The sequence below is a fragment of the Clostridioides sp. ES-S-0190-01 genome (assembly GCF_020658275.1).
Lineage (GTDB): Bacteria > Bacillota > Clostridia > Peptostreptococcales > Peptostreptococcaceae > Clostridioides.
On sequence record NZ_JACVWA010000012.1, the window covers coordinates 25,054 to 46,039 of the forward strand.

Below are 20,986 nucleotides of genomic sequence, written 5' to 3' on the forward strand. Positions count from 1 at the left end.
ACTTACCGCCCCTCTAAAATTAAACAATTTCATATAATTTAATCATTATATATATCTAGATACAAACAGGATGAATCATCTTTTACTTTAAACCTTGGAACCTTAATTGCTTTATAGTCGTTATCCTCAAAGTCTCTAACTTTATTATGTATATATCCTATACCAAATTTTTCTGCTATACGTATCAATTCTTCTTCTTTTATGAGGTTATACCTATCACATGCACTTGTAAAGCCATCACTTGTTAACATCAATTGAAAATCTTTTTTTATTTCTAAGTATCCATATATTGAATTTTCCACAGCATCCTCATCAAAATCCAATATCCAGTATCCATCTTTGGTATTCTTTTTCAATCTATTGCTTACTATTGTATCCATGACACTTGACTTTATCTCATCAAAAGTCATTTCTTTTAAATTAGAAAACTTACTCATTTCATCAAACACAGCATTATCAAATTTACAGATAGTTCTATCTTTTATGACTTTAGAATCTCCATTTTTAATAAACAAAGCACAATCTCCTAATAAAAAATACTCTACTTTATTTTCATGAAACTTAACAATGACTATAGAACTTGATGGCAAATCTAATTTTTCGACCTTTATTCCATTTAATTTCATCTCATACTCTTTTTTAACTTCTTTTATCCCACTACTGATAATACTCTTTATTGATTCTTCTCTATTCATATTTTTATATAAATACTTATTCCACCACTGAACATACCATCTTGCATCGCTTTCATTTGATACTAAGTTTTTTCCATTGATCCCTGTCGCACCATCCAAAATCCACGCACCAAATGGGCTTATACCAACTACATCTTCATTAAATTTAGCTGTACCCTGACTACACAATAGGCTATAGTCTCTTATATTTAAAGCCATATCATCCTCCAAATTGAATATCTAAAAATAAAGTTCTATTTAAAATTATACAGCAAATAAAAAAATCTACAACAAAACTTGTTGTAGATTTTTAATTTAATCAGTATTTAATTTATATTCTTTACACTTTAGTGATGGAACAATCTATTTTTAGTAAATGCCATAACTATATTGTACTTATTGCAAGTTAATATAACATTATCATCACGAATAGAGCCACCTGGTTGTGCTATAAAACTTACTCCACTTCTTTTAGCACGTTCTATATTATCTCCAAATGGGAAAAATGCATCAGAACCAAGAGCTACTCCTGTTAGAGTTTTAAGCCATGCTCTTTTACCTTCTCCAGTAAGAGGTTCTGGTTTTTCTTCAAAGAAATTTTGCCATATACCATCAGCAAGTACATCCATATAATCATCAGAAAGATATACATCAATAGTATTGTCTCTATCTGGACGACCTATATCTTTTTTAAATTTTAAATTTAATACTTTAGGATGTTGGCGAAGATACCAAATATCAGCTTTATTACCTGCAAGTCTAGTACAGTGAATACGTGATTGTTGTCCTGCACCTACTCCTATTACTTGTCCATCTTTAACATAACAAACTGAGTTTGATTGTGTATATTTTAATGTGATAAGAGCTATAATTAAATCACGCTTTGCGTTATCTGTAAAGATTTTATTATCAGTTGGGATATCTTTTAACAGGTCTTCATTTATTAATATTTCATTTCTGCCTTGTTCAAAAGTAATTCCATAAACATCCTTTGTTTCAATAGGTTCAGGAGTATAATTTTCATCAATTTTTACAATATTGTAATTACCTTTACGCTTTCCTTTTAATATTTCAAGAGCCTCATCTGTATATCCTGGGGCTATTACACCATCAGAAACCTCTCTCGCTATAATAGTTGCAGTTTCTTTATCACACACATCTGAAAGTGCTATAAAATCTCCATAAGAAGACATTCTATCTGCCCCTCTTGCCATTGCATAAGCACAAGCTAATGGAGAAAGCTCTAAATCATCAACAAAGTATATTTGCTTTAAAGTATCTGATAAAGGTATACCTACTGCTGCACCTGCTGGACTTACATGTTTAAATGAAGTTGCTGCTGGAAGACCAGTAGCCTCTTTTAATTCTTTTACAAGTTGCCAACTATTAAATGCATCCAAAAAATTTATGTATCCAGGCTTTCCATTTAATACTTCTATAGGAAGTTCTCCATTTTTCATATAAATCTTTGATGGTTTTTGGTTTGGATTACAGCCATACTTTAGTTCTAGTTCTTTTGCCATATACTCATCCCTCTCTATAGTAAATTAATCTTAAATTTGACTAATTCCATATTAATTAAATTATTCGTACTAATAAAATTATATGGCATATTTATCCATTAATCAACTATATTTTTTAAAACTCCTATTCCTTCGACTTTACATTCAACCACATCACCATGTTTTAAATATACTTGAGGATTCATTCCCATAGCAACACCTGCTGGAGTTCCAGTTGAAATTATATCTCCTGGTTTTAGAGTCATTCCTCTTGATAAATCACTTATTACAGTAGGTATATCAAATATAAAATATTTTGTATTAGAATCTTGTCTTACTTCTCCATTTACCACACTACTTATATCCAGTTTTAAAGGATGCTCAAATTCTTCTTTATGTACTATGCAAGGGCCCATAGAGGTATGTGTATCTAAACTTTTTCCTCTATACCACTGCACATGTTTGTCTTGAAGTGCTCTTTCACTTATATCATTCATTATTGTATATCCAAATATATATTCATAGGCATCTTCTTTTGATATATTTATACCTTCTTTTCCTATAATTACTGCCAGCTCTGATTCATAATCCAGCTTTTCTACTAAATCTCCATGCAAACTTATCTTATCATCTACTCCAATTGCCTTATCTGCTCTTTTAGAGAAATAAATTGGATAGTCTGGCATAACTACATTTTTTATAACACCATCTGGAATTTCATTGACATGGTCTTTATAGTTTAGACCTAAACATATAATATCTTTTTTAGGTCTTACAATTGGGGAACATAATTTCACTTCTTCTAACTTATAACACTTTGCATTTTCAAATGAATTGTTTTTTATTTTTTCTAAATCACCTGTAGATACATTTTCAATAAAATCATTCATATCTGTATATAATTTACTTAATCCCAAACTATTAATTTCATATATACTATTTGCTTCTGAGTTAAATACACCTATATTTTCTTCATTGCCAGTACAGAAAGTTACAAATTTCATTTCTATTCCTCCATTCAATAATTTGATTAATAATATTTTATTTTTATTAGTTTATATCAATTGTAATAGATAATATATATATGTCAATATATATTTAAAAATAGAGTTCTAAAAAGTATAACAATTCATAAATATCAGAAATTATTATAAGTAATATAATTAGTAAAAGTAAAATAATTATAAGAATGGCGTTTTAAAAACTTTATTTATGCAGATAAATTTTCTATAAAACACAATAAAAAAAAGGTATCCTTAATAAAATAAGCATACCTACACTCTTTCAATATTATTATATACAGCCATTTTATAGTTATAATATTTTTTATTTAGACAAAACCTCTTGGTAAAACCTATTTACTTATAAACTTTCATTAAATCTTCTCCAATACATATATCTCCAGTTCTTAAAATTTCAACTCTATCTATGTCATAAGAATTGGTTATAACTATAGGAGTTATAACAGATTTAACGCTTTTTTTAATTTTTTCTAAATTAAATCTTATAAGTTTTTGCCCACAGTAAACTTTATCTCCTGCATTTACTAATACTTCAAATCCATCTCCATTCATCTTTACAGTATCTAATCCGATATGTATTAGTATCTCCAAACCATCTTCACTCTTTATGCATATAGCATGTTTAGATGGCAAAAACACTTGAATCACCTCACCATCAACAGGAGAAGATACGACTCCTTCTTGTGGCTCTATAGCAATCCCATCACCTAGCATTTTACTAGAAAAAGCATCATCAGGAACATCAGTTATACTTAATACTTTCCCTGTAAGTGGCGATTGTAATATTCCTTTTATATAATTACTTTTTACTTCTTCATTTTTATTTTTTGAGAATAACTTTTTGAACATATTAAATCTCCTCATTCCAATAATTTAAATTAACTTCTCGTATTATCTACATTATACACTTTAATTCATAAAATATATTACCTGAAATATACTATATATATTTATTCCAGTAATAATTATAGTCATATACGAGAACATATATTTAACTCTTTTGTCATCCATATTTTTACTAATAGAGGAACCTATAATTCCTCCCAACACTGCTCCTATTATCATAAAAGGTAATCCAGATAAATCATATATACCAAACCCTGTATTTATGAAAACTGTAACTAACTTTGAAATATTAGAAAATAAAATAGTTATAATGGAATTAAACGCAGCTTCTTTAGCTGATAATCCAAATAATATTGTAAACACGGCCACATTTATAGGACCTCCACCTATTCCTAAAAATGAAGATGTAACCCCTAAAAAAATGCCAACAATAAAATATGTAATGTTAGTATTAAACTTAACATTTAAACTTTTATCTCTATATAAATAAACCATTACTAACAAAATAATCATCATAATATTTTGAGTTATTTTTATTATAGAAGGATTATTTACATATGAAATAGATAAATCTAATAACCTTTGACCTATAGTACCTCCTAATACTGATGCTACACCAATTAAAATAAGTCTAAAGTTTATTTTAAAAAGTTTTGATTTAATTTGTTTATATACAGAAACAATTGCCATCGATAACACAGTAAAAGATGATAACACACTTATAGTTGAAACATCAAATATTCCAATCAAATCTAGTACTGGCTTTATTATTACACCTCCACCAATGCCTGTTATAGCTCCTATAGTTGTTGAAAGTACAGCTATTGCAAATAAAATTACATTCATTTAAAACCATCCTAACTAAATTTACTCTGCTCAAAACCCTTTAATTATACATAATTTTTAATCACTTTAACTTAGAATGCTAAATACTAAAATTATTTTGGTATTTGATTTTTATATACTAATACTGATATTTTTTCTAAATCACCAAAAGTAGACATTAAAAATTCTTTATATCCACAGTAATTATTACTAGAATCAATATACATAGAATTTTTCATTCTTTTGCATCCACCACCACATATTTTGTGAAAATTACACTTTAAACAAATACTTTCTTTGTTTATATCTTTATGCAAAAATTCTTGCATTTTAGATTTTCTTAAAATATCCAATAAAGTGTTATCTTTTATATTACCTAAATTAAAGTTATCTAGTACATAAAAATCACATGGATATACACTTCCATCAGCCTCTATTACAAATTGCGGTTGGCATTTCCCAATTATCCCACAGGTACTAGGAATTCCTGTAATTAAAACGGATATAAGATTATCGAACAAATTAATACTTATATAATTTCCTTTATCAAACTCATTTTTCCAAAGCTTAAATATTATTTTATAAAAGTATGCAAAATATTTAGGTTCTAAAGAGTACTCTGACTTAGTTTTACAGTCTAAATCATCTAAACAAGGTATAAATTGTATATACTTCACATTGTTTAATTTTATAAAATTAAAAACCTCTTTTGGATTAAGTGCAATCTGTTTTGTCAAAACACACAGTATGTTAAAGTTTATCTTGTGTGTTTCCAGTAGTTTTTTTGTATTTATTACATCTATATAACTTCCCTTATTATCTGAATATACACGATTTTTATCATGCAAGTCTTCTAGTAAATCTAATGATAATCCTACTAAAAAATTATTTTTCTTTAAGAACTCACACCATTGATTATCAATAAGAGTTCCATTCGTTTGAATAGAGTAGTTTACTGTTATATTTTTTTTTATTTTACTAACATACTCAATAAAATATTGGAAAAATCTTAATCCAGCTAAAGTAGGCTCTCCACCTTGAAAAGCAAATGTAACTATATCTCCATTATCCAAAATTTCAAATGTATTATTTACTATGTTTTTTATAGTGTCTTCCTGCATAATACCATAGGATTTTACTTCTCTTAAATCACTCACATTTCCATAAAAACAATATCTACATCTCAAATTACATAACGATGAAACAGGTTTAATTAAAACTGATATACTTTTCATTATAAAAGACCTTCTTTATTAAATATTTTTTACTTGTTTAATATTTTCTACTTATCAGATAATAGTCTATAATATTCGTCTCTTCCTGGATAAGCTCTACCCTCTTCTATTTCTGTTTTCCATCTACTTGAGCCTGTTCCTTTTACAGGTCCTTTTAAAAGTGGGTCATTCGTTTCTAACATCCAATTATCAACTTTCTTTCTCAATTCCTCTGCTATGTCTTGATAATCTGAATCATTTATCAGATTATTTTCTTCTAGTGGGTCTTTTCTTAAATCATAAAGTTCTTCTTTATCATTAGGAACATAAAATTTATCTCTAACAGCTTTACCTGATAAACTCAAATGTGAATCAACTGTAATATATATTTTAGGCCCATCTTCAAAATTTTTAACATAGCTATATTCATTAGTCCTTATGCCTCTCATTGGTCTATATTGGTCATGCCATGTCATTTCTGTAAAGAATGAGTCTCTACCTATATCTTCATTAGTTTTTAATAAATTGGCAAAACTTTCTCCATCTATATTTTTAGGAATTTCAGCTTCTATTAAATCTAGTATCGTTGGCAATAAATCAACATTACATAATAATGCTTCTTTTTTTACATTTTTTTGAGAGGAATTAGGTAATAAAATTATAAGTGCTGTCTCTAATCCTGCTTCTTTTAACATTCCTTTAGCTCCTGGAAAAGCAACTCCATGGTCTGTTGTCAGTATAACAATTGTATTTTTATCTAATCCTGTTTCTTGTAATTTATTATATATTTTGCCTATTGCCTTATCCAATACTTTTGCTGAACCATTATATAAAGCTATATCTTTTCTTACATCTTCTGTATCGGGTAAAAACTTAAATACCTCTACTTCATCCAATTTATCTGCATAAGGTTTATATTCATCAAAATCTCTATGTGTTTCAAAAAATCCTATATTTAAATAAAATGGCTTTTCCTGATTTTCTTTATATTCCTCTAAAAATTTAACTGCCTCTTTAGCAACCTTAGGAGCTCTATCCCCTGGAACCGCTATAAAATTATCATATCCTAAGTCATAGGTTGAAGAAAATACTCTATCTTTTATTGGTGGTGCTTCATTTATTGTTTCATGGCTTAGTCCTATTAATGTTGTTTCATATCCGTTTTTTTGTAACTCCATAGGAAGTGTTGTATGTTTAGAATCTATACAAAATCCTAGATGTGCAAGTCCCATTAAACCATTATTGTGAGGGTATAATCCAGTTAGTATACTTCCTCTACTTGGACTGCATTGAGGTGCTGCACAAAAATAATTATCAAATTGAATTCCTTCTTGAGCTAATTTATTTATACATGGAGTTTCCACATTATATCCATAGTTACTGAATTTTCTACCACTGTCATGAGAAATCATAAGTAAAATATTTGGTTTCATTAATACTACCTCTTTCCATTATTTTTTTATATCCTTACTATAAAATGCTACTGTTTCATAAGGTCTTAACTCTAACTTAGGTTCTAAATCTCGCTTTTCATAGTTCCCTATCAAATATGTAAATGATTTTCCTAAAAATTCCTCACTAATCTCAACTTCAACTTCACAATCATAGAAGTTGTTAAATACTATTAATCTTTCATTTTCTAAGCCTCTAACATAAGCATAAACCTTATCATTATCTAGTAAAATTCCCTTATAGGAACCTTCAGATATAATATTTAATTGCTTTCTTAAAGATATTAACTTTTGATAGAAGTTAAAAATTGACCCTTCTTTAAGTTCCTTTTCAACATTTATCTCTTTATAATTTTCAGCTATTTTAATCCATGGCTTCCCATTTGTAAAACCTGCATTTAATTTATCTGACCACTGCATAGGTGTACGACTATTATCTCTGGATTTGGACTTTATAATATTCATTATTGTTTCTTTTTCAATTTTATTTTTTAAAAATTCACTATACGCATTATGAGTTTCAACATCTAAATAATCATCTATTCTTTCAAAATTTGGATTTGTCATACCTATTTCTTCACCTTGATATATATATGGTGTTCCTCTTAATAGATGTATTGTAGCAGCTAACATTTTTGATGCTTCAACTCTGTATTCTTCATTACAAAATCTACTAATAGCTCTTGGTTGGTCATGATTATTCCAAAATAGTGCATTCCAGCCACCGCCACTTTCAATCTTTTCTTGCCATTCATTTAAGAGTTTTTTCAACATCATAAAGTCAAAAGGCATATCGCTCCACTTTTCTCCATTTTCATAATCTACTTTTAGATGATAAAAATTAAATGTCATTGAAAGCTCTTTTTCTTTTGGAGAAGAATATAAGATACAATTTTCAATAGTTGTTGAAGACATTTCTCCAACAGTTGTTATGCCCTCAACTCTTCCAAAAGTTTCTTTATTCATTTCTTTAATAAATTCATGGACAATAGGTTTATCTGTATACATTTCTTTTCCTATATTATTTGTAGAGTCTTTCAATTCTTCATCTTTGCCAATTACATTTATTACATCAAACCTAAACCCCTTAACTCCTCTATCTATCCAAAAATTTACAACTTTATATAATTCTTCCCTAACCTCAGGATTACGCCAGTTGAGGTCGGCTTGTGTAACATCATATAAGTGTAAGTAGTACTTATCTGTATCCCCAAATTTTCCCCAAGCATCTCCACCAAATTTAGATTTCCAATTTGTTGGTAGTTGATTATTTTCTTTGCCATCTCTAATGAAGTAGAAATCTTGATACTTTTTATCTCCTGCCAAAGCTTTTTTAAACCATTTATGTTCTGTTGATGTGTGATTTAACACCATATCCAGCATCAACTCTATATTATATTTTTTACTTTCATCCACTAACTTTTCAAAATCCTCCATAGTTCCAAACATAGAATCTATTGATGTATAGTCAGCAATATCATATCCATTATCCCTTTGTGGAGAAACAAAAAATGGGTTAATCCAAATTATATCTACACCTAATTTATATAAATAAGGTAATTTCTCTATAATTCCTTTTAAATCTCCTATCCCATCATTATTAGAATCATTAAATGATTTTGGATATATTTGATAAATAACTTTCTTCTTGAAATCCATACGCAAATTTTTCCTTTCATTTTTGTCTATACAATTTTTATATTTTTATAATAAACCTTTTTTTTGTTAAAATCAATATTTACTCTAAATAAAAAAATATATTCCCTATACTCCTTCCAAATTTTCTCTTACTTTTCTGATTTTCCAATAATATACAATTTATATTTTAGTAATTAAATTTCAGAAAAATTTAGGATAACGTTGACATAAAAATTTCTCTATGGTATATTATTTTCAAGATTTGTCTATACAACATCACATTCTAAGGGGGAGGTAATTTTATGAGTACATTAAAAGAAAATACATATCATAAAGAGCAGGTTGAACAAATCCTTGAAGCAATTGGGGGAGTAGAGAATATAATATCTGCAACACACTGTATTACTAGATTAAGATTTGCTCTAAATTCAGAAAGTAAAGTTAATGTAAAGCAATTAGAACAAATAGATATAGTGAAAGGAAGCTTTACCTCAAATGGTCAATTTCAAGTTATTATAGGTCCAGGTCTTGTGAATAAAGTTTATGCTACATTAATAGAAATTACGGGGCTTAAGGAAGCAACAAAATCTGAGGTTAAAGAGATTTCTAATAAAAAATTAAATCCACTTCAAAAAGCTATAAAGGTGTTGGCAGATATATTCATTCCTATATTACCTGCTATAGTTGCCTCTGGTTTATTGATGGGTATAAATAATCTACTTGCTAACCCAGGAATTTTCTATGAACAACCCTTTTTAGAAGTTCATAGCAATTGGGCTGGTATATCTAATATGATTAATCTTATAGCAAATACTTCTTTTTCATTTTTACCTGCACTAATAGGTTGGTCAGCCGTTAAAAAGTTTGGAGGAAATCCTGTACTTGGTATTGTATTAGGTCTTATTTTAATTAATCCAGATTTAATGCCTGGTGCACAATACTCTAAAACACCTGAAGCTGTTACTTACTGGAATATATTAGGTTTTAATATTGCTAAAATAGGCTATCAAGGACAAGTAATCCCTGTTTTATGTTCTTCTTATCTTCTAGCAACAATTGAAAAGTTCTTAACTAAAAAAATTCCTGAGATGGTTCAACTTATTTTTGTTGCTCCTCTTACATTATTAATAACTGGTTTCTTAACATTCTCTATCATAGGTCCTATAACAATGTCATTTGCAAACTTAATTACAAGTGGAATTCTTGGATTATTTGAAATTAATGCAGTCCTTGCAGGAGCACTTTTTGGATTCATATTATCTCCATTGGTTATAACAGGAATGCATCACTTATTCTTAGGTATAAATTTACAAATGATAGGTACTTTAGGATTTGCTACATTATGGCCAATACAAGTTATGGCTAGCCTTGGTCAAGGTGCAGCAGCTTTGACAATGTTCTTTATATTAAAAAATAAAAAAATCAAGGGTGTTGCATTAACAGCTTCAATTTCAGCTTGGTTAGGTATTACTGAACCTGCAATATTTGGTATAAACTTACGTTATCGTTTCCCATTCATAGCATCTATGATAGGTGCAGGTGTAGCTGGAGGGGTTGTATCTTACTTTAATGTTAAAGCAAGTTCTATAGGTATATCAGGGTTACCAGCGTTTTTATCTATATTTACAGACCAATGGGGTGTTTACTTCTTGGCAATGGGACTTTCTATAGCCATTACTTGTATCCTTACATACATATTCTCAAAGAGCAAATACTTTAATAAAGAATTTATAGAAAATTAGATAATATATGGTCTAATAAAAAAAGAGTGTCTAAATATACTGAAACTCAATCATTAGAATTTTGATTTAACAATTGAGGGTACAGTACAAAAAAGACACTCTTTTTATATAATTAAAGATTTCTTCTTCTTGCAAAATCTACAAATCTAAATGTATCAACTCTATGTCTAGATTCATGATACTGAAATAATCTTGTATCTTCTAAATAAACTTCACTTCGTATCACTACAACATGTGTGTCTGTTCCAACATCTAGCAATATTTTATCTTCTTCTGTAACAGGAGCTACTGTTACTTCTTTATTTGCATAACCTATTTTTAGTTCTAAATTTTTCTCTATATAATTAAATATTGAACTTTGAACCGCTGTTAATGGTATTTCTGGTATTATTTCAGATATAAAGTAATCTTTATCTAAAATAACAGCTTCTCCATTAATTTTTCTAAGCCTTTCAACTGCTATAATCTTAGTTTTTGTATCTATATCTAGTTTTTTACAAATTTCTAAAGGCATAATCTCCTTTTTATTTTTTAGTACACTTATTTCTGTATCTAAATTTTTATTCTTTTGTAATTCATTGAAACTAATCAACCCTGACCCTTCTATTTCAAATTTATTTATATCTAAAACAATAGCCCCTTTACCTTGTTTTTTTTGTATAAATCCCTTCTCTAGTAAAAGCGACTGTGCTTTTCTAATAGTTTCTCTTGATACTCGATATTTTTGAGCAAGCTTTACTTCTGTTGGTAAAAGCTCTCCTACTTCATATACATTATTTCTTATATCTTTCTCCAAATCTAAATATATTTCATAAAATTTCTTCAAGTAAATCACTCTCATTCATAATTAGTTTTAGTTTGTACACTCATCTTATTTTATATAAATATCATATTATTGGCTAACCTGTCAAATAGTCTTCTTAATATTAAAAAAAATAAATTGTATAAGTAATACATTTATTTCTTACTTGTGATAGAAAATATATTTACATTCAATTTGTATTGTAGCAATTTATCCAGTTCTTATATAAATTTATTAAAATAACTTCATAAAAAAAATAAACTCCAGATATTAGAGTTTATTTTATATATATAGCTATCATTTATTCTCTTCATGCACTTATTACAATTATTTAAGTATATATAATCATATTATCTGTCTAGTAAGTATAGTAAACAGACTTCTCAATATTATACAAAAGCTTACATCTTTAAATCTTGACTTAACAATACCAAGTATAATACCAAAAACAGTACCTATAATAATTTTTGAAATAACAACTTCAAATGTATAGTAAGAGTTATTATATAACATTATGTAATTACGTATAACATCTATATATCCTATATTATAAATACCAGATAAGATAGATGTTATACATACAACTTTACTCTTTGATTTTATAAAATTGTTTAAATAATTCCAGATGTACTCTCTAAAAAATAATTCTTCAAATACTGGAATTATTAATACAGATAAAGTCATCATAGTTACATTAAAAAACATATAGCTTCTATTATAATAAATTGAGATTACAGCTAGAGATAAGACTACTATAAAAAGTATCAACTTACACCTTTTTATAAGTACACTATCTTTATTTTCCTTGAAAGCTTCTGTAATCTTTCTATTTCTCATCTTATTATACAAAGAACTATTTTTCAAAAATAAAATTAATGATAATCCAACTAGTGTAAAAGAAATTAAATTTACAATATTAAAATTTTCAAGAGTAAATTCAAATTGACTTAGAAGTATATAATTTAAAATCATTCTTACTATCTGAACTATGAACATCAATGAAATAGAATCTATTATACATTTTTTATAACTATACTTCATCCCCAATTTAAATCACCCCATGTGTATACTAATCGTAAAGTCCATTTAGTACTCTACTCACAGTTGCTTTACTCCAACTTGTTTCACTTGAAATTTCTTTATAGCTTAAACCATCTCTTCTCAAGTTTTTTATATTATTTATATCATCATCAGTAATTTGCTTTTCCTTTGGCTTAAGACTATTTTTATAACTTCTAAGTCTATCTAATTCTGATTTCAAACTATCTACTTCAAATTGTTTTTTTTGAAGCTTACTCTCATAAGAGTCTCTCATTTCATTAAATTCTTTGATGTAATTTACTTTCCAATCCTCATCAATTTTTGTTTTAAATATACCCATATTTGAACCTCCTTAAATTTTGTTACTATAGTTATGTATCGATTATAAACATTAATTTCTATACTTATCTTTAAAATCCTTGTACATAACCCTTATATAAGTTAGTAAAATTCAGATATATTTTTACAATTTTAAATATATATTAACAATATCAAAAAAACATACTGTCTTAATATAATATATTATACATTAAAATTTATTAAAATGGACTTTTTCATAATCCAAATCAGAGTCACAGTATGATTTTTTTTCTTCATCAGGGTAGCCTATAGAAATTATACATTCTACACTGTACTTATCAGGTATGTTCAGTTCATCTCTAATATATTTATCAGCATCTATACTATCATCATGCATCCTATTTCTTACCTGTATCCAACAAGAACCTAATCCAAGCTCATGAGATTGAAGCTGTATATATGAAGCAGCAATACTTGCATCTTCTATCCAAACATCATTTTTTTCTTTATCTCCAATAACTACAATAGCTAAAGGTGCATTTTTTAGGAAAAACCCACCACCTTTAGTCCTACACTGAGATAAATTAGTCAATGTTTCTTTATCGTCTACCACGATAAATTCCCATGTTCTAAGTCCCTTTGATGATGGTGCTAAAAGAGCCGCTTTTAATATCTTATCTAACTTCTCTTTTTCTACTTCAACATTTTTATACTTTCTAATACTTCTTCTTTTTTTTAGAAATTCAATCATCTAAATCAACCCTTTCATAATAGCAGACATTTGGCTTACATTATTCCCCTACTAGTACTAAAAATGTATCCTTTAGCCTTTGTATGATAAATACTTTTTATAATATTTTATCATAACAATAGAAAGATTTCTCTTTTCCTAGGAAACTCATTTCACCAATTTTAATAAAGCCACATTTTATAAGCAATGAATTCATCTTTGAGTTTATTGAATATGTATCACTCTTTAAATATGATACATCGTTTTCTTTAGCTAATTCTTCAGCAAAATTAACTAGTCTAGATGCAATTCCCATCTTTCTAAAACTTGGATTTACTGCCATTCTATGTACTACCATAGCCTTATCATTAGATGACCAATTTAAATCTATATATTCTTTAGGTTCATCATAATTAATACATATAAATCCTGCTATTTTTCCATCTACTTCTTCTACATATAAATCTTGTTTCTCAATGTCAGAAATAAAGTCTTTATCTGATGGATAATTTTCATCCCACTGTGTATTATTATAGCCTTTCATTTCTTCTACTGTTGATTTTATAATTCCCATAATACTATCTAAGTCACTTATATTTGCTTTTCTAATCATAAAAATATCTCCTTATATTCATCCATTAATTTATTATCTTTTTACTCTAAACCATTCTTCTTCTATATTTTTTCTCATTTTCTCTAGTATATTATTTGCTGTTTGCTTCTCTTCATCTGTAAGATTATTAAAACATATTTCTATACTTCTATTTTCTTCTTCAATTATTAGCTCATATACTTCTAAAGATTTATTGGTAGGAGTTAAATTGTATCCTCTTTTGTCAAACTCATCTTGCTTTTTATCTACATATCCAGCTTTTATTAACTTCTGTATAGCTTTAGTTGTAGTGGCCTTATCTACTTTTAACACATTTGATAATTCTACAAGGTTTATTCCAGGATTTTCACAAATTCGTGTTAAAAAAGTAAATTGCCCTTTTTGTAACTTTAATTCTTTGTACTTCATATCATTTATTGAATTTACTGCTCTAGATAAAGTACCAACTTCTCTTAATATATTACTGTCTAAAGTTTTAATCAAATGCACCTCCAATCAATATCTCTAAATTCAAAATATTTTTAGTTGAACTTTCAACTATATTTGTATATTACCATATATTGGTTGAATACTCAACTAAAAAAACAACTTTTTTACATTTATTTTTGTTTTTGACTGGATGTTTACAAATATATCATTACAAAACTAAATTAAGAGCTGTTAATTGTCCCATATACAATTAACAGCTCTTTTTAAAACTTACATCATATTATTATAAACAACAACTAAATATACTTACATACCTCATCTGCAAATTCGGTAGTTGAAGCTGAACCACCTAAATCTACAGTTAATTTGCTTCCATCAAGAAATACTTTTTCTAGAGCTGTTTCTATCTTTTGTGCATTTTCATATTCTCCTAAATATCTAAGCATCATTACTGATGATTGAATAAGCGCTGTTGGATTAGCCTTATTTTGCCCAGCTATTTGTGGAGCACTTCCATGAACAGCTTCAAATATAGCACAATCTTTACCAATGTTTGCACTTGGAATTATACCCAAGCCTCCAACAAGACCAGCTCCTAAATCAGATAGTATATCTCCATAAAGATTTGGCATTACCATTACATCATAATTTTCTGGATTTAAAACTAAGTTCATAGCTGCTGCATCTACAATTAAATCATCATACTCAACACCATGTTTTGATGCTACTTCTCTAAATACATCTAAAAACAAACCATCAGACATTTTCATTATATTCGCTTTATGTATAGCAGTGACTTTTTTTCTCTTGTTATCTTTAACATAGTTACATGCAAAGTCAACAATTCTCTCACTTGCTCCTCTTGTTATTATCTTTATACTTTCAGCTGCATAATCACCTATCTTATGCTCTATACCAGCATATAAGTCTTCTGTATTTTCCCTTACTACAACTAAATCAACATCTTCATATCTTGACTTTATACCTTTAAAACTCTTAATTGGTCTTAAATTAACATATAAATCTAATGCTTGTCTCAAAGTTACATTTACACTTCTAAACCCTTTCCCCACAGGAGTAGTGATTGGACCTTTTATAGCTATTTTGTTCTTTTTTATACTATCTATAATATATTGAGGAAGTGGAGTTCCATATTCCTCAATAACTGCTTCTCCTGCATTAACTTCTTCCCATTCTATCTCTACTCCAGTAGCTTCTACAACCTTTTTCATAGCTTTCGCAACTTCTGGTCCTATTCCATCTCCTGGTATAAGTGTCACTTTATACATCAATATTCCCTCTTTTCATATTAATTAGCTTGATTCTTAGTGTAATTTAATTTTCCACCTGCTTTTAATACATCAACTTCTTTTGCTGATAATTCTACTTTAACTTTGAAAGAAGTTCCTTTACTTATATTCTTAACCTCTAAAACACCACTATCTAAAATATTTGGTATTTCCAGATTATCTAAAAGAGATAAATTTTCATAATCTTTTTCATCACAAAACTCCATTGGAATTATTCCACTGTTTATTAAATTGGCTTTGTGTATTCTTGCAAAACTTTTTACTATTACTCCTTTAACACCAAGATATAATGGTGCTAAAGCAGCGTGTTCTCTGCTTGAACCTTGTCCATAGTTGTCTCCACCAATTATAAATCCACCATTATTATCTTTTGCTCTTTGAGGAAACTCTGTATCCACAGTATTAAAACAATAGTTTGCAAGATATGGTATGTTACTTCTAAAAGGAAGTAACTTGGCATTTGATGGCATTATATGGTCAGTAGTTATATTATCTTCTGTCTTTAATATTACGTTTCCACTTATAGACTCACTTAGTTCTGTGTTAAGAGGGAAAGGTTTTATATTAGGACCTCTAACTACTTCTACATCACTTCCTACATCAGAAGGCTTTATTATCATACTATCATCTATTAAAAATTCACTTACATCTAAGTTTTCAAATTTAACATCAAATTCTCTTGGGTCTGTAAGTTCTCCTTTTATAGCACTTACTGCTGCTACTTCTGGGCTCACTAAATATACTTGTGCTGATAGAGTTCCACTTCTTCCATAGAAGTTTCTATTGAAAGTTCTTAAGGATACAGAATCAGTTCCTGGAGATTGCCCCATACCTATACATGGCCCACAAGAGTTTTCTAATATTCTAGCTCCAGCACTTATTATATCTCCTAAAGCTCCATTTCTAGCTATCATTTCCATAACCTGTCTTGAGCCTGGTGCTATTACCAAACTTACATTCTTATGAACTTTGTTTCCTTTTAAGATTTGAGCTACTTTCATTAAGTCTTCATAAGAAGAATTTGTACAGCTTCCTATCGCAACTTGGTCTATTTTTATCTTTCCTATATTTTCAACTTCATCTACATTATCTGGACTATGAGGCTTTGCAGCTAATGGTTTTAATTCATCTAAGTTTATAGTAATCTCTTCATCATAAACTGCATCTGAATCAGGTTTTAGTTCCATCCATGCATCTTCTCTTCCTTGACTCTTAAAAAACTCTAATGTTTTTTCATCACTTGGGAATATTGAAGTAGTTGCTCCAAGTTCAGCTCCCATGTTTGTTATTGTGGCTCTTTGTGGAACAGATAGATTTTTAACTCCTTCTCCTCCATATTCGTAGACTTTACCTACGCCACCTTTTACAGTTTGTTTTCTCAACACTTCTAATATTATATCTTTTGAAGATACCATATTATTTAATTTTCCAACTAAGTTTACCTTACAGACGATTGGTGCTTTTATATAGTATGCTCCTCCTGCCATAGCTAAAGCAACATCCAATCCCCCAGCACCAATAGCCATCATGCCAACACCACCAGCAGTAGGCGTGTGACTATCAGAACCCAAAAGTGTATCTCCTGGTGTTGAAAATCTTTCTAAAAATACTTGATGGCAGATACCATTTCCTGGTTTAGAAAAATAAACACCGTATTTGTCAGCTACTGTTTGTATATATTTATGGTCATCTGCATTTTCAAATCCTTGTTGTAACATATTATGGTCTACAAATGCAACACTTCTTTTTGTTTTTACTTTATCTATGCCCATAGCTTCTAATTGAAGATATGTCATTGTTCCAGTGGAATCTTGTGTTAAAGTCTGGTCTATTTTTATCCCAATTGAATTGCCAGCAACAGCCTCTCCATCCACTATATGTTTTTTGATTATTTTATAAACTATATTATCTCCCATACTTTCCTCCTAAACAATTATATCTTAAATATATGAACCTCTAACTGCTTCTTCTTCTGTTGTACCTTTTTCATGTGCTAGTATATCACAATATAATTGAAGAATCTCTTTATCCATCAAACTTCTTTTCAATCTTATAGATGTAGCTCTTATTGCATTTAATAATTTGGTAGCGTTTTCTGGAGAAATATACATTTCATATTCACTCAATTTATTTATTACTGCTGCTCTTCCTGAATGCTTTCCTATTACTATTTTTCTTTCAAGATTTACTTCACTTGGGTCAAATGGTTCATAGTTATGTGGGTCTTTTAATGCTCCATCAGCATGTATACCAGATTCATGTATAAACATATTATCTCCAACTACTGGTTTCCATGTAGGAAGTATTCTTCCTGATGCTTGTGACACATATTCACATATTCCTCTAAATTTTCTAGTATCTACGTTATTTAAATCACATTTATAGATGCATTTAAGTGCCATTAAAACTTCTTCTAATGCTGCATTTCCAGCTCTTTCGCCTAAGCCATTAACTGTAACTCCAACATAATTTGCTCCTGCTGCTAATCCTGCAAGTGCATTTGCAGTTGCCATACCAAAATCATTATGTGTATGCATTTCTATGTCAAAATTAGTTCTTTCGTAAAGAGTTTCTATTGCATTTTTTATAGAAAAAGGATTCATAACTCCTACTGTATCACAATATCTAAATCTATCTGCTCCTGCTTGCTTTCCAACATTTATAAACTCAGTTAAGAAGTCGATATCCGCTCTTGAAGCATCTTCTCCATTTACTGAAACATATAATCCGTTTTTCTTTGCAAATTCAACTGTCTTAGCCATATTCTCTAAAACCCAACCTCTAGAAGTTCTAAGTTTATTTTCTATATGAATATCAGATACTGATATTGATATGGCTACTGCATCAACACCACAAGAAATAGATTCTTCAACATCTTTTATCACTGCTCTATTCCAAGCCATTATATCTGCTTTTAAATTTCTATTACATATGTGCTTTATTACATTTTTTTCGTCTCCACCCATAGTAGGTATACCAACTTCAATTTGGTCAACACCTAAATCACTTAACATTTCAGCAATCATTATTTTTTCTCTATTCGCAAATACAACCCCAGCTGTTTGTTCCCCATCTCTTAAAGTAGTATCTACTATTTTGATTTCCTTTGCTCTATCTTTTGATATAATGCACATATTAATGCCCCCCTTAGTATACATTTAGTTTTAATAATATTAGGTCTTATCTTTCAGTGATGTCTCTAACTTTTGATTATTTTTTTATTTTTTATTCATTTTAATTTCATTTGCAATTTATTTTTTTAGCTTTTCATATCTTGTAATCTATTATATTACTTTATATTAATTATTGCACTATATTTTTTCCTTTTTGTGAAAACTTCTTAAAAATGAAAGTTATTATGTTTTTCTTGCATTTTAATTTAATTTATAAATAGATTTATTTTCAAAAAACCTTTTAAAATAAACCTCTAAAATTCTAGCTAAAATCCAATTTAATCTACACTATATTTTAAGAGTTATACACTATATTTTTAAACTATATAAATAATAATCGAAAAAATTACTAAAAATACTTACAAATATGATATTATTAATTGATTAATAAAATAGAAAATTTTTCATGAAAGGTAAGATAATAATGGATTTTAAGAGCTTAGGAATTAGCGAAAATACTATAAATATTATAAAAACATCAGGAATAACAACACCTACACCTATACAAAAAGAAAGTATCCCCTTAATAAAATCAGGAAAAGATGTCATAGCCGAAGCGCAGACTGGGACAGGTAAAACACTGGCTTTCCTGCTTCCGATATTTGAGAATATATCATTAGATGTAGATGATATACAAGTACTTGTACTGTCTCCAACTAGAGAACTTGCTATTCAAATAACAGAAGAAGCTATAAAACTTAAAGAATCTAAGGATATAAATATTCTAGCAGCTTATGGTGGAAAAGACATTGGTTCTCAGATAAAAAAACTAAAAGGAAATATTCATATGATTATAGCTACACCAGGTAGACTTCTAGACCACTTAAATAGAAAAACAATTGACCTTAGCAAATTAAAAACTTTTGTTTTAGATGAAGCAGACCAAATGTTGCTTATGGGATTTAAAAATGAAGTTGAAGCTATTTTAAAAGAAACTTCAAATAAAAAACAGACATTATGCTTTTCTGCAACTATGGATTCTCAAGTTAAAAAATTAGCTTATAGATATACAAAAAATCCTGTTGTTGTTTCTATTGAAAAAGAAGAAATTACTCTTACTAATATAAAGCAGGAAGTAGTAGAAACTACAGATAGAAAGAAATTAGATGCTTTATGCAGTGTTTTAAATGAAGACAATCCTTTTATGGCTATAATATTCTGTAGAACTAAAAGAAGAGTTGACAACCTTGAAGAGGCTCTTGCTATACGAGGATATAATTGTCAAAAGTTGCATAGTGATATTGCACAATCAAAACGAGAAAGAATAATGAAATCATTTAGAAATTTAGAAATACAATATTTAATAGCCACAGATGTAGCTTCTCGAGGTCTTGATATATCTGGAGTAAGTCACATATATAATTACGATTTACCAGAAACGCCTGAAGACTATATTCATCGTATTGGTAGAACTGGTAGAGCTGGAGAACAGGGTTATACTTGTGCTTTTATTGACCCTAAAAATGAGAGAATGTTAAGTGAAATTGAAACAGCTATAGAATCTAAAATTAATAGAAGAATTATAGAATTATAATATAAGGCAACTATCAAATAATAAAACATATTTTCAATATTTATTGTATAAATAAAAATTGAATAAAGTCATAAATAAAAATGTATGCGTACTTATCCTAGATAAATTCACATACATTTTTATATTTTACTTTATTTTCA

The 20,986-nt window shown here is 28.5% G+C and carries 19 protein-coding genes; 2 read left to right on the top strand and 17 right to left on the bottom strand.

Annotation, left to right across the window (positions count from 1 at the left end):
* Positions 1 to 38 precede the first annotated feature (38 nt).
* The 8 genes from IC214_RS01740 to treC form a co-directional block, all read right to left on the bottom strand.
* Positions 39 to 893, bottom strand: coding sequence for a hypothetical protein (locus IC214_RS01740; RefSeq protein ID WP_227866156.1), 855 nt, complete (start codon positions 891 to 893; stop codon positions 39 to 41).
* A 128-nt stretch (positions 894 to 1,021) separates the two neighbouring features.
* A complete protein-coding gene (locus tag IC214_RS01745; RefSeq protein ID WP_227433342.1) occupies positions 1,022 to 2,197 on the bottom strand; it encodes a phosphoribosylaminoimidazolecarboxamide formyltransferase in 1,176 nt (391 codons plus the stop codon).
* 98 nt (positions 2,198 to 2,295) lie between these two features.
* A complete protein-coding gene (locus IC214_RS01750; RefSeq protein WP_227433343.1) occupies positions 2,296 to 3,180 on the bottom strand; it encodes a fumarylacetoacetate hydrolase family protein in 885 nt (294 codons plus the stop codon).
* A 354-nt stretch (positions 3,181 to 3,534) separates the two neighbouring features.
* Complete coding sequence (locus IC214_RS01755) at positions 3,535 to 4,047, bottom strand: PTS glucose transporter subunit IIA (RefSeq protein WP_227433344.1); 513 nt, start codon at positions 4,045 to 4,047, stop codon at positions 3,535 to 3,537.
* 60 nt (positions 4,048 to 4,107) lie between these two features.
* Entirely contained in the window at positions 4,108 to 4,890 is a 783-nt protein-coding gene (locus IC214_RS01760; protein ID WP_227824752.1) for a sulfite exporter TauE/SafE family protein, read from the bottom strand.
* A gap of 92 nt (positions 4,891 to 4,982) precedes the next feature.
* Positions 4,983 to 6,104, bottom strand: a complete 1,122-nt coding sequence (locus IC214_RS01765) for a radical SAM/SPASM domain-containing protein (protein WP_227433346.1) — start codon at positions 6,102 to 6,104, stop codon at positions 4,983 to 4,985.
* A gap of 47 nt (positions 6,105 to 6,151) precedes the next feature.
* Positions 6,152 to 7,516 (bottom strand): sulfatase, encoded by a 1,365-nt coding sequence (locus tag IC214_RS01770; protein ID WP_227433347.1) that lies wholly within the window; start codon positions 7,514 to 7,516, stop codon positions 6,152 to 6,154.
* Positions 7,517 to 7,534: 18 nt separating this feature from the next.
* The gene (gene treC / locus IC214_RS01775; protein ID WP_227866157.1) at positions 7,535 to 9,193 is read right to left on the bottom strand and encodes an alpha,alpha-phosphotrehalase; all 1,659 of its coding nucleotides are present in this window, start codon (positions 9,191 to 9,193) and stop codon (positions 7,535 to 7,537) included.
* 281 nt (positions 9,194 to 9,474) lie between these two features.
* On the opposite strand from treC, the gene treB reads away from it, so the two are divergent.
* Positions 9,475 to 10,914, top strand: coding sequence for a PTS trehalose transporter subunit IIBC (treB, locus tag IC214_RS01780; RefSeq protein ID WP_227866158.1), 1,440 nt, complete (start codon positions 9,475 to 9,477; stop codon positions 10,912 to 10,914).
* A gap of 112 nt (positions 10,915 to 11,026) precedes the next feature.
* On the opposite strand, the gene treR is transcribed toward treB, so the two are convergent.
* From treR to nifV, 9 genes are all read right to left on the bottom strand, one after another.
* Complete coding sequence (treR, locus tag IC214_RS01785) at positions 11,027 to 11,740, bottom strand: trehalose operon repressor (RefSeq protein ID WP_227433350.1); 714 nt, start codon at positions 11,738 to 11,740, stop codon at positions 11,027 to 11,029.
* A 321-nt stretch (positions 11,741 to 12,061) separates the two neighbouring features.
* The gene (locus IC214_RS01790; RefSeq protein ID WP_227433658.1) at positions 12,062 to 12,757 is read right to left on the bottom strand and encodes a CPBP family intramembrane glutamic endopeptidase; all 696 of its coding nucleotides are present in this window, start codon (positions 12,755 to 12,757) and stop codon (positions 12,062 to 12,064) included.
* Between the two features lie 28 nt (positions 12,758 to 12,785).
* Complete coding sequence (locus tag IC214_RS01795; protein ID WP_227433351.1) at positions 12,786 to 13,097, bottom strand: helix-turn-helix domain-containing protein; 312 nt, start codon at positions 13,095 to 13,097, stop codon at positions 12,786 to 12,788.
* Positions 13,098 to 13,286: 189 nt separating this feature from the next.
* The gene (locus IC214_RS01800) at positions 13,287 to 13,808 is read right to left on the bottom strand and encodes a nitroreductase family protein (protein WP_227433352.1); all 522 of its coding nucleotides are present in this window, start codon (positions 13,806 to 13,808) and stop codon (positions 13,287 to 13,289) included.
* A gap of 97 nt (positions 13,809 to 13,905) precedes the next feature.
* Complete coding sequence (locus tag IC214_RS01805; protein ID WP_227482970.1) at positions 13,906 to 14,400, bottom strand: GNAT family N-acetyltransferase; 495 nt, start codon at positions 14,398 to 14,400, stop codon at positions 13,906 to 13,908.
* 33 nt (positions 14,401 to 14,433) lie between these two features.
* The gene (locus IC214_RS01810) at positions 14,434 to 14,883 is read right to left on the bottom strand and encodes a MarR family winged helix-turn-helix transcriptional regulator (protein WP_227482971.1); all 450 of its coding nucleotides are present in this window, start codon (positions 14,881 to 14,883) and stop codon (positions 14,434 to 14,436) included.
* A 242-nt stretch (positions 14,884 to 15,125) separates the two neighbouring features.
* Positions 15,126 to 16,118, bottom strand: a complete 993-nt coding sequence (locus tag IC214_RS01815; protein ID WP_227482972.1) for an isocitrate/isopropylmalate dehydrogenase family protein — start codon at positions 16,116 to 16,118, stop codon at positions 15,126 to 15,128.
* Positions 16,119 to 16,138: 20 nt separating this feature from the next.
* Entirely contained in the window at positions 16,139 to 18,055 is a 1,917-nt protein-coding gene (locus tag IC214_RS01820; RefSeq protein ID WP_227866159.1) for an aconitate hydratase, read from the bottom strand.
* A 24-nt stretch (positions 18,056 to 18,079) separates the two neighbouring features.
* Positions 18,080 to 19,273 carry a homocitrate synthase gene (gene nifV, locus IC214_RS01825; protein ID WP_227433357.1) on the bottom strand — a complete coding sequence of 398 codons (1,194 nt, stop codon included), beginning with the start codon at positions 19,271 to 19,273 and terminating at the stop codon, positions 18,080 to 18,082.
* 445 nt (positions 19,274 to 19,718) lie between these two features.
* Between nifV and IC214_RS01830 the strand changes: the two genes are divergently transcribed.
* On the top strand, positions 19,719 to 20,846 hold the full coding sequence (locus tag IC214_RS01830) for a DEAD/DEAH box helicase (protein WP_227863168.1): 1,128 nt from the start codon (positions 19,719 to 19,721) through the stop codon (positions 20,844 to 20,846).
* Positions 20,847 to 20,986 lie beyond the last annotated feature (140 nt).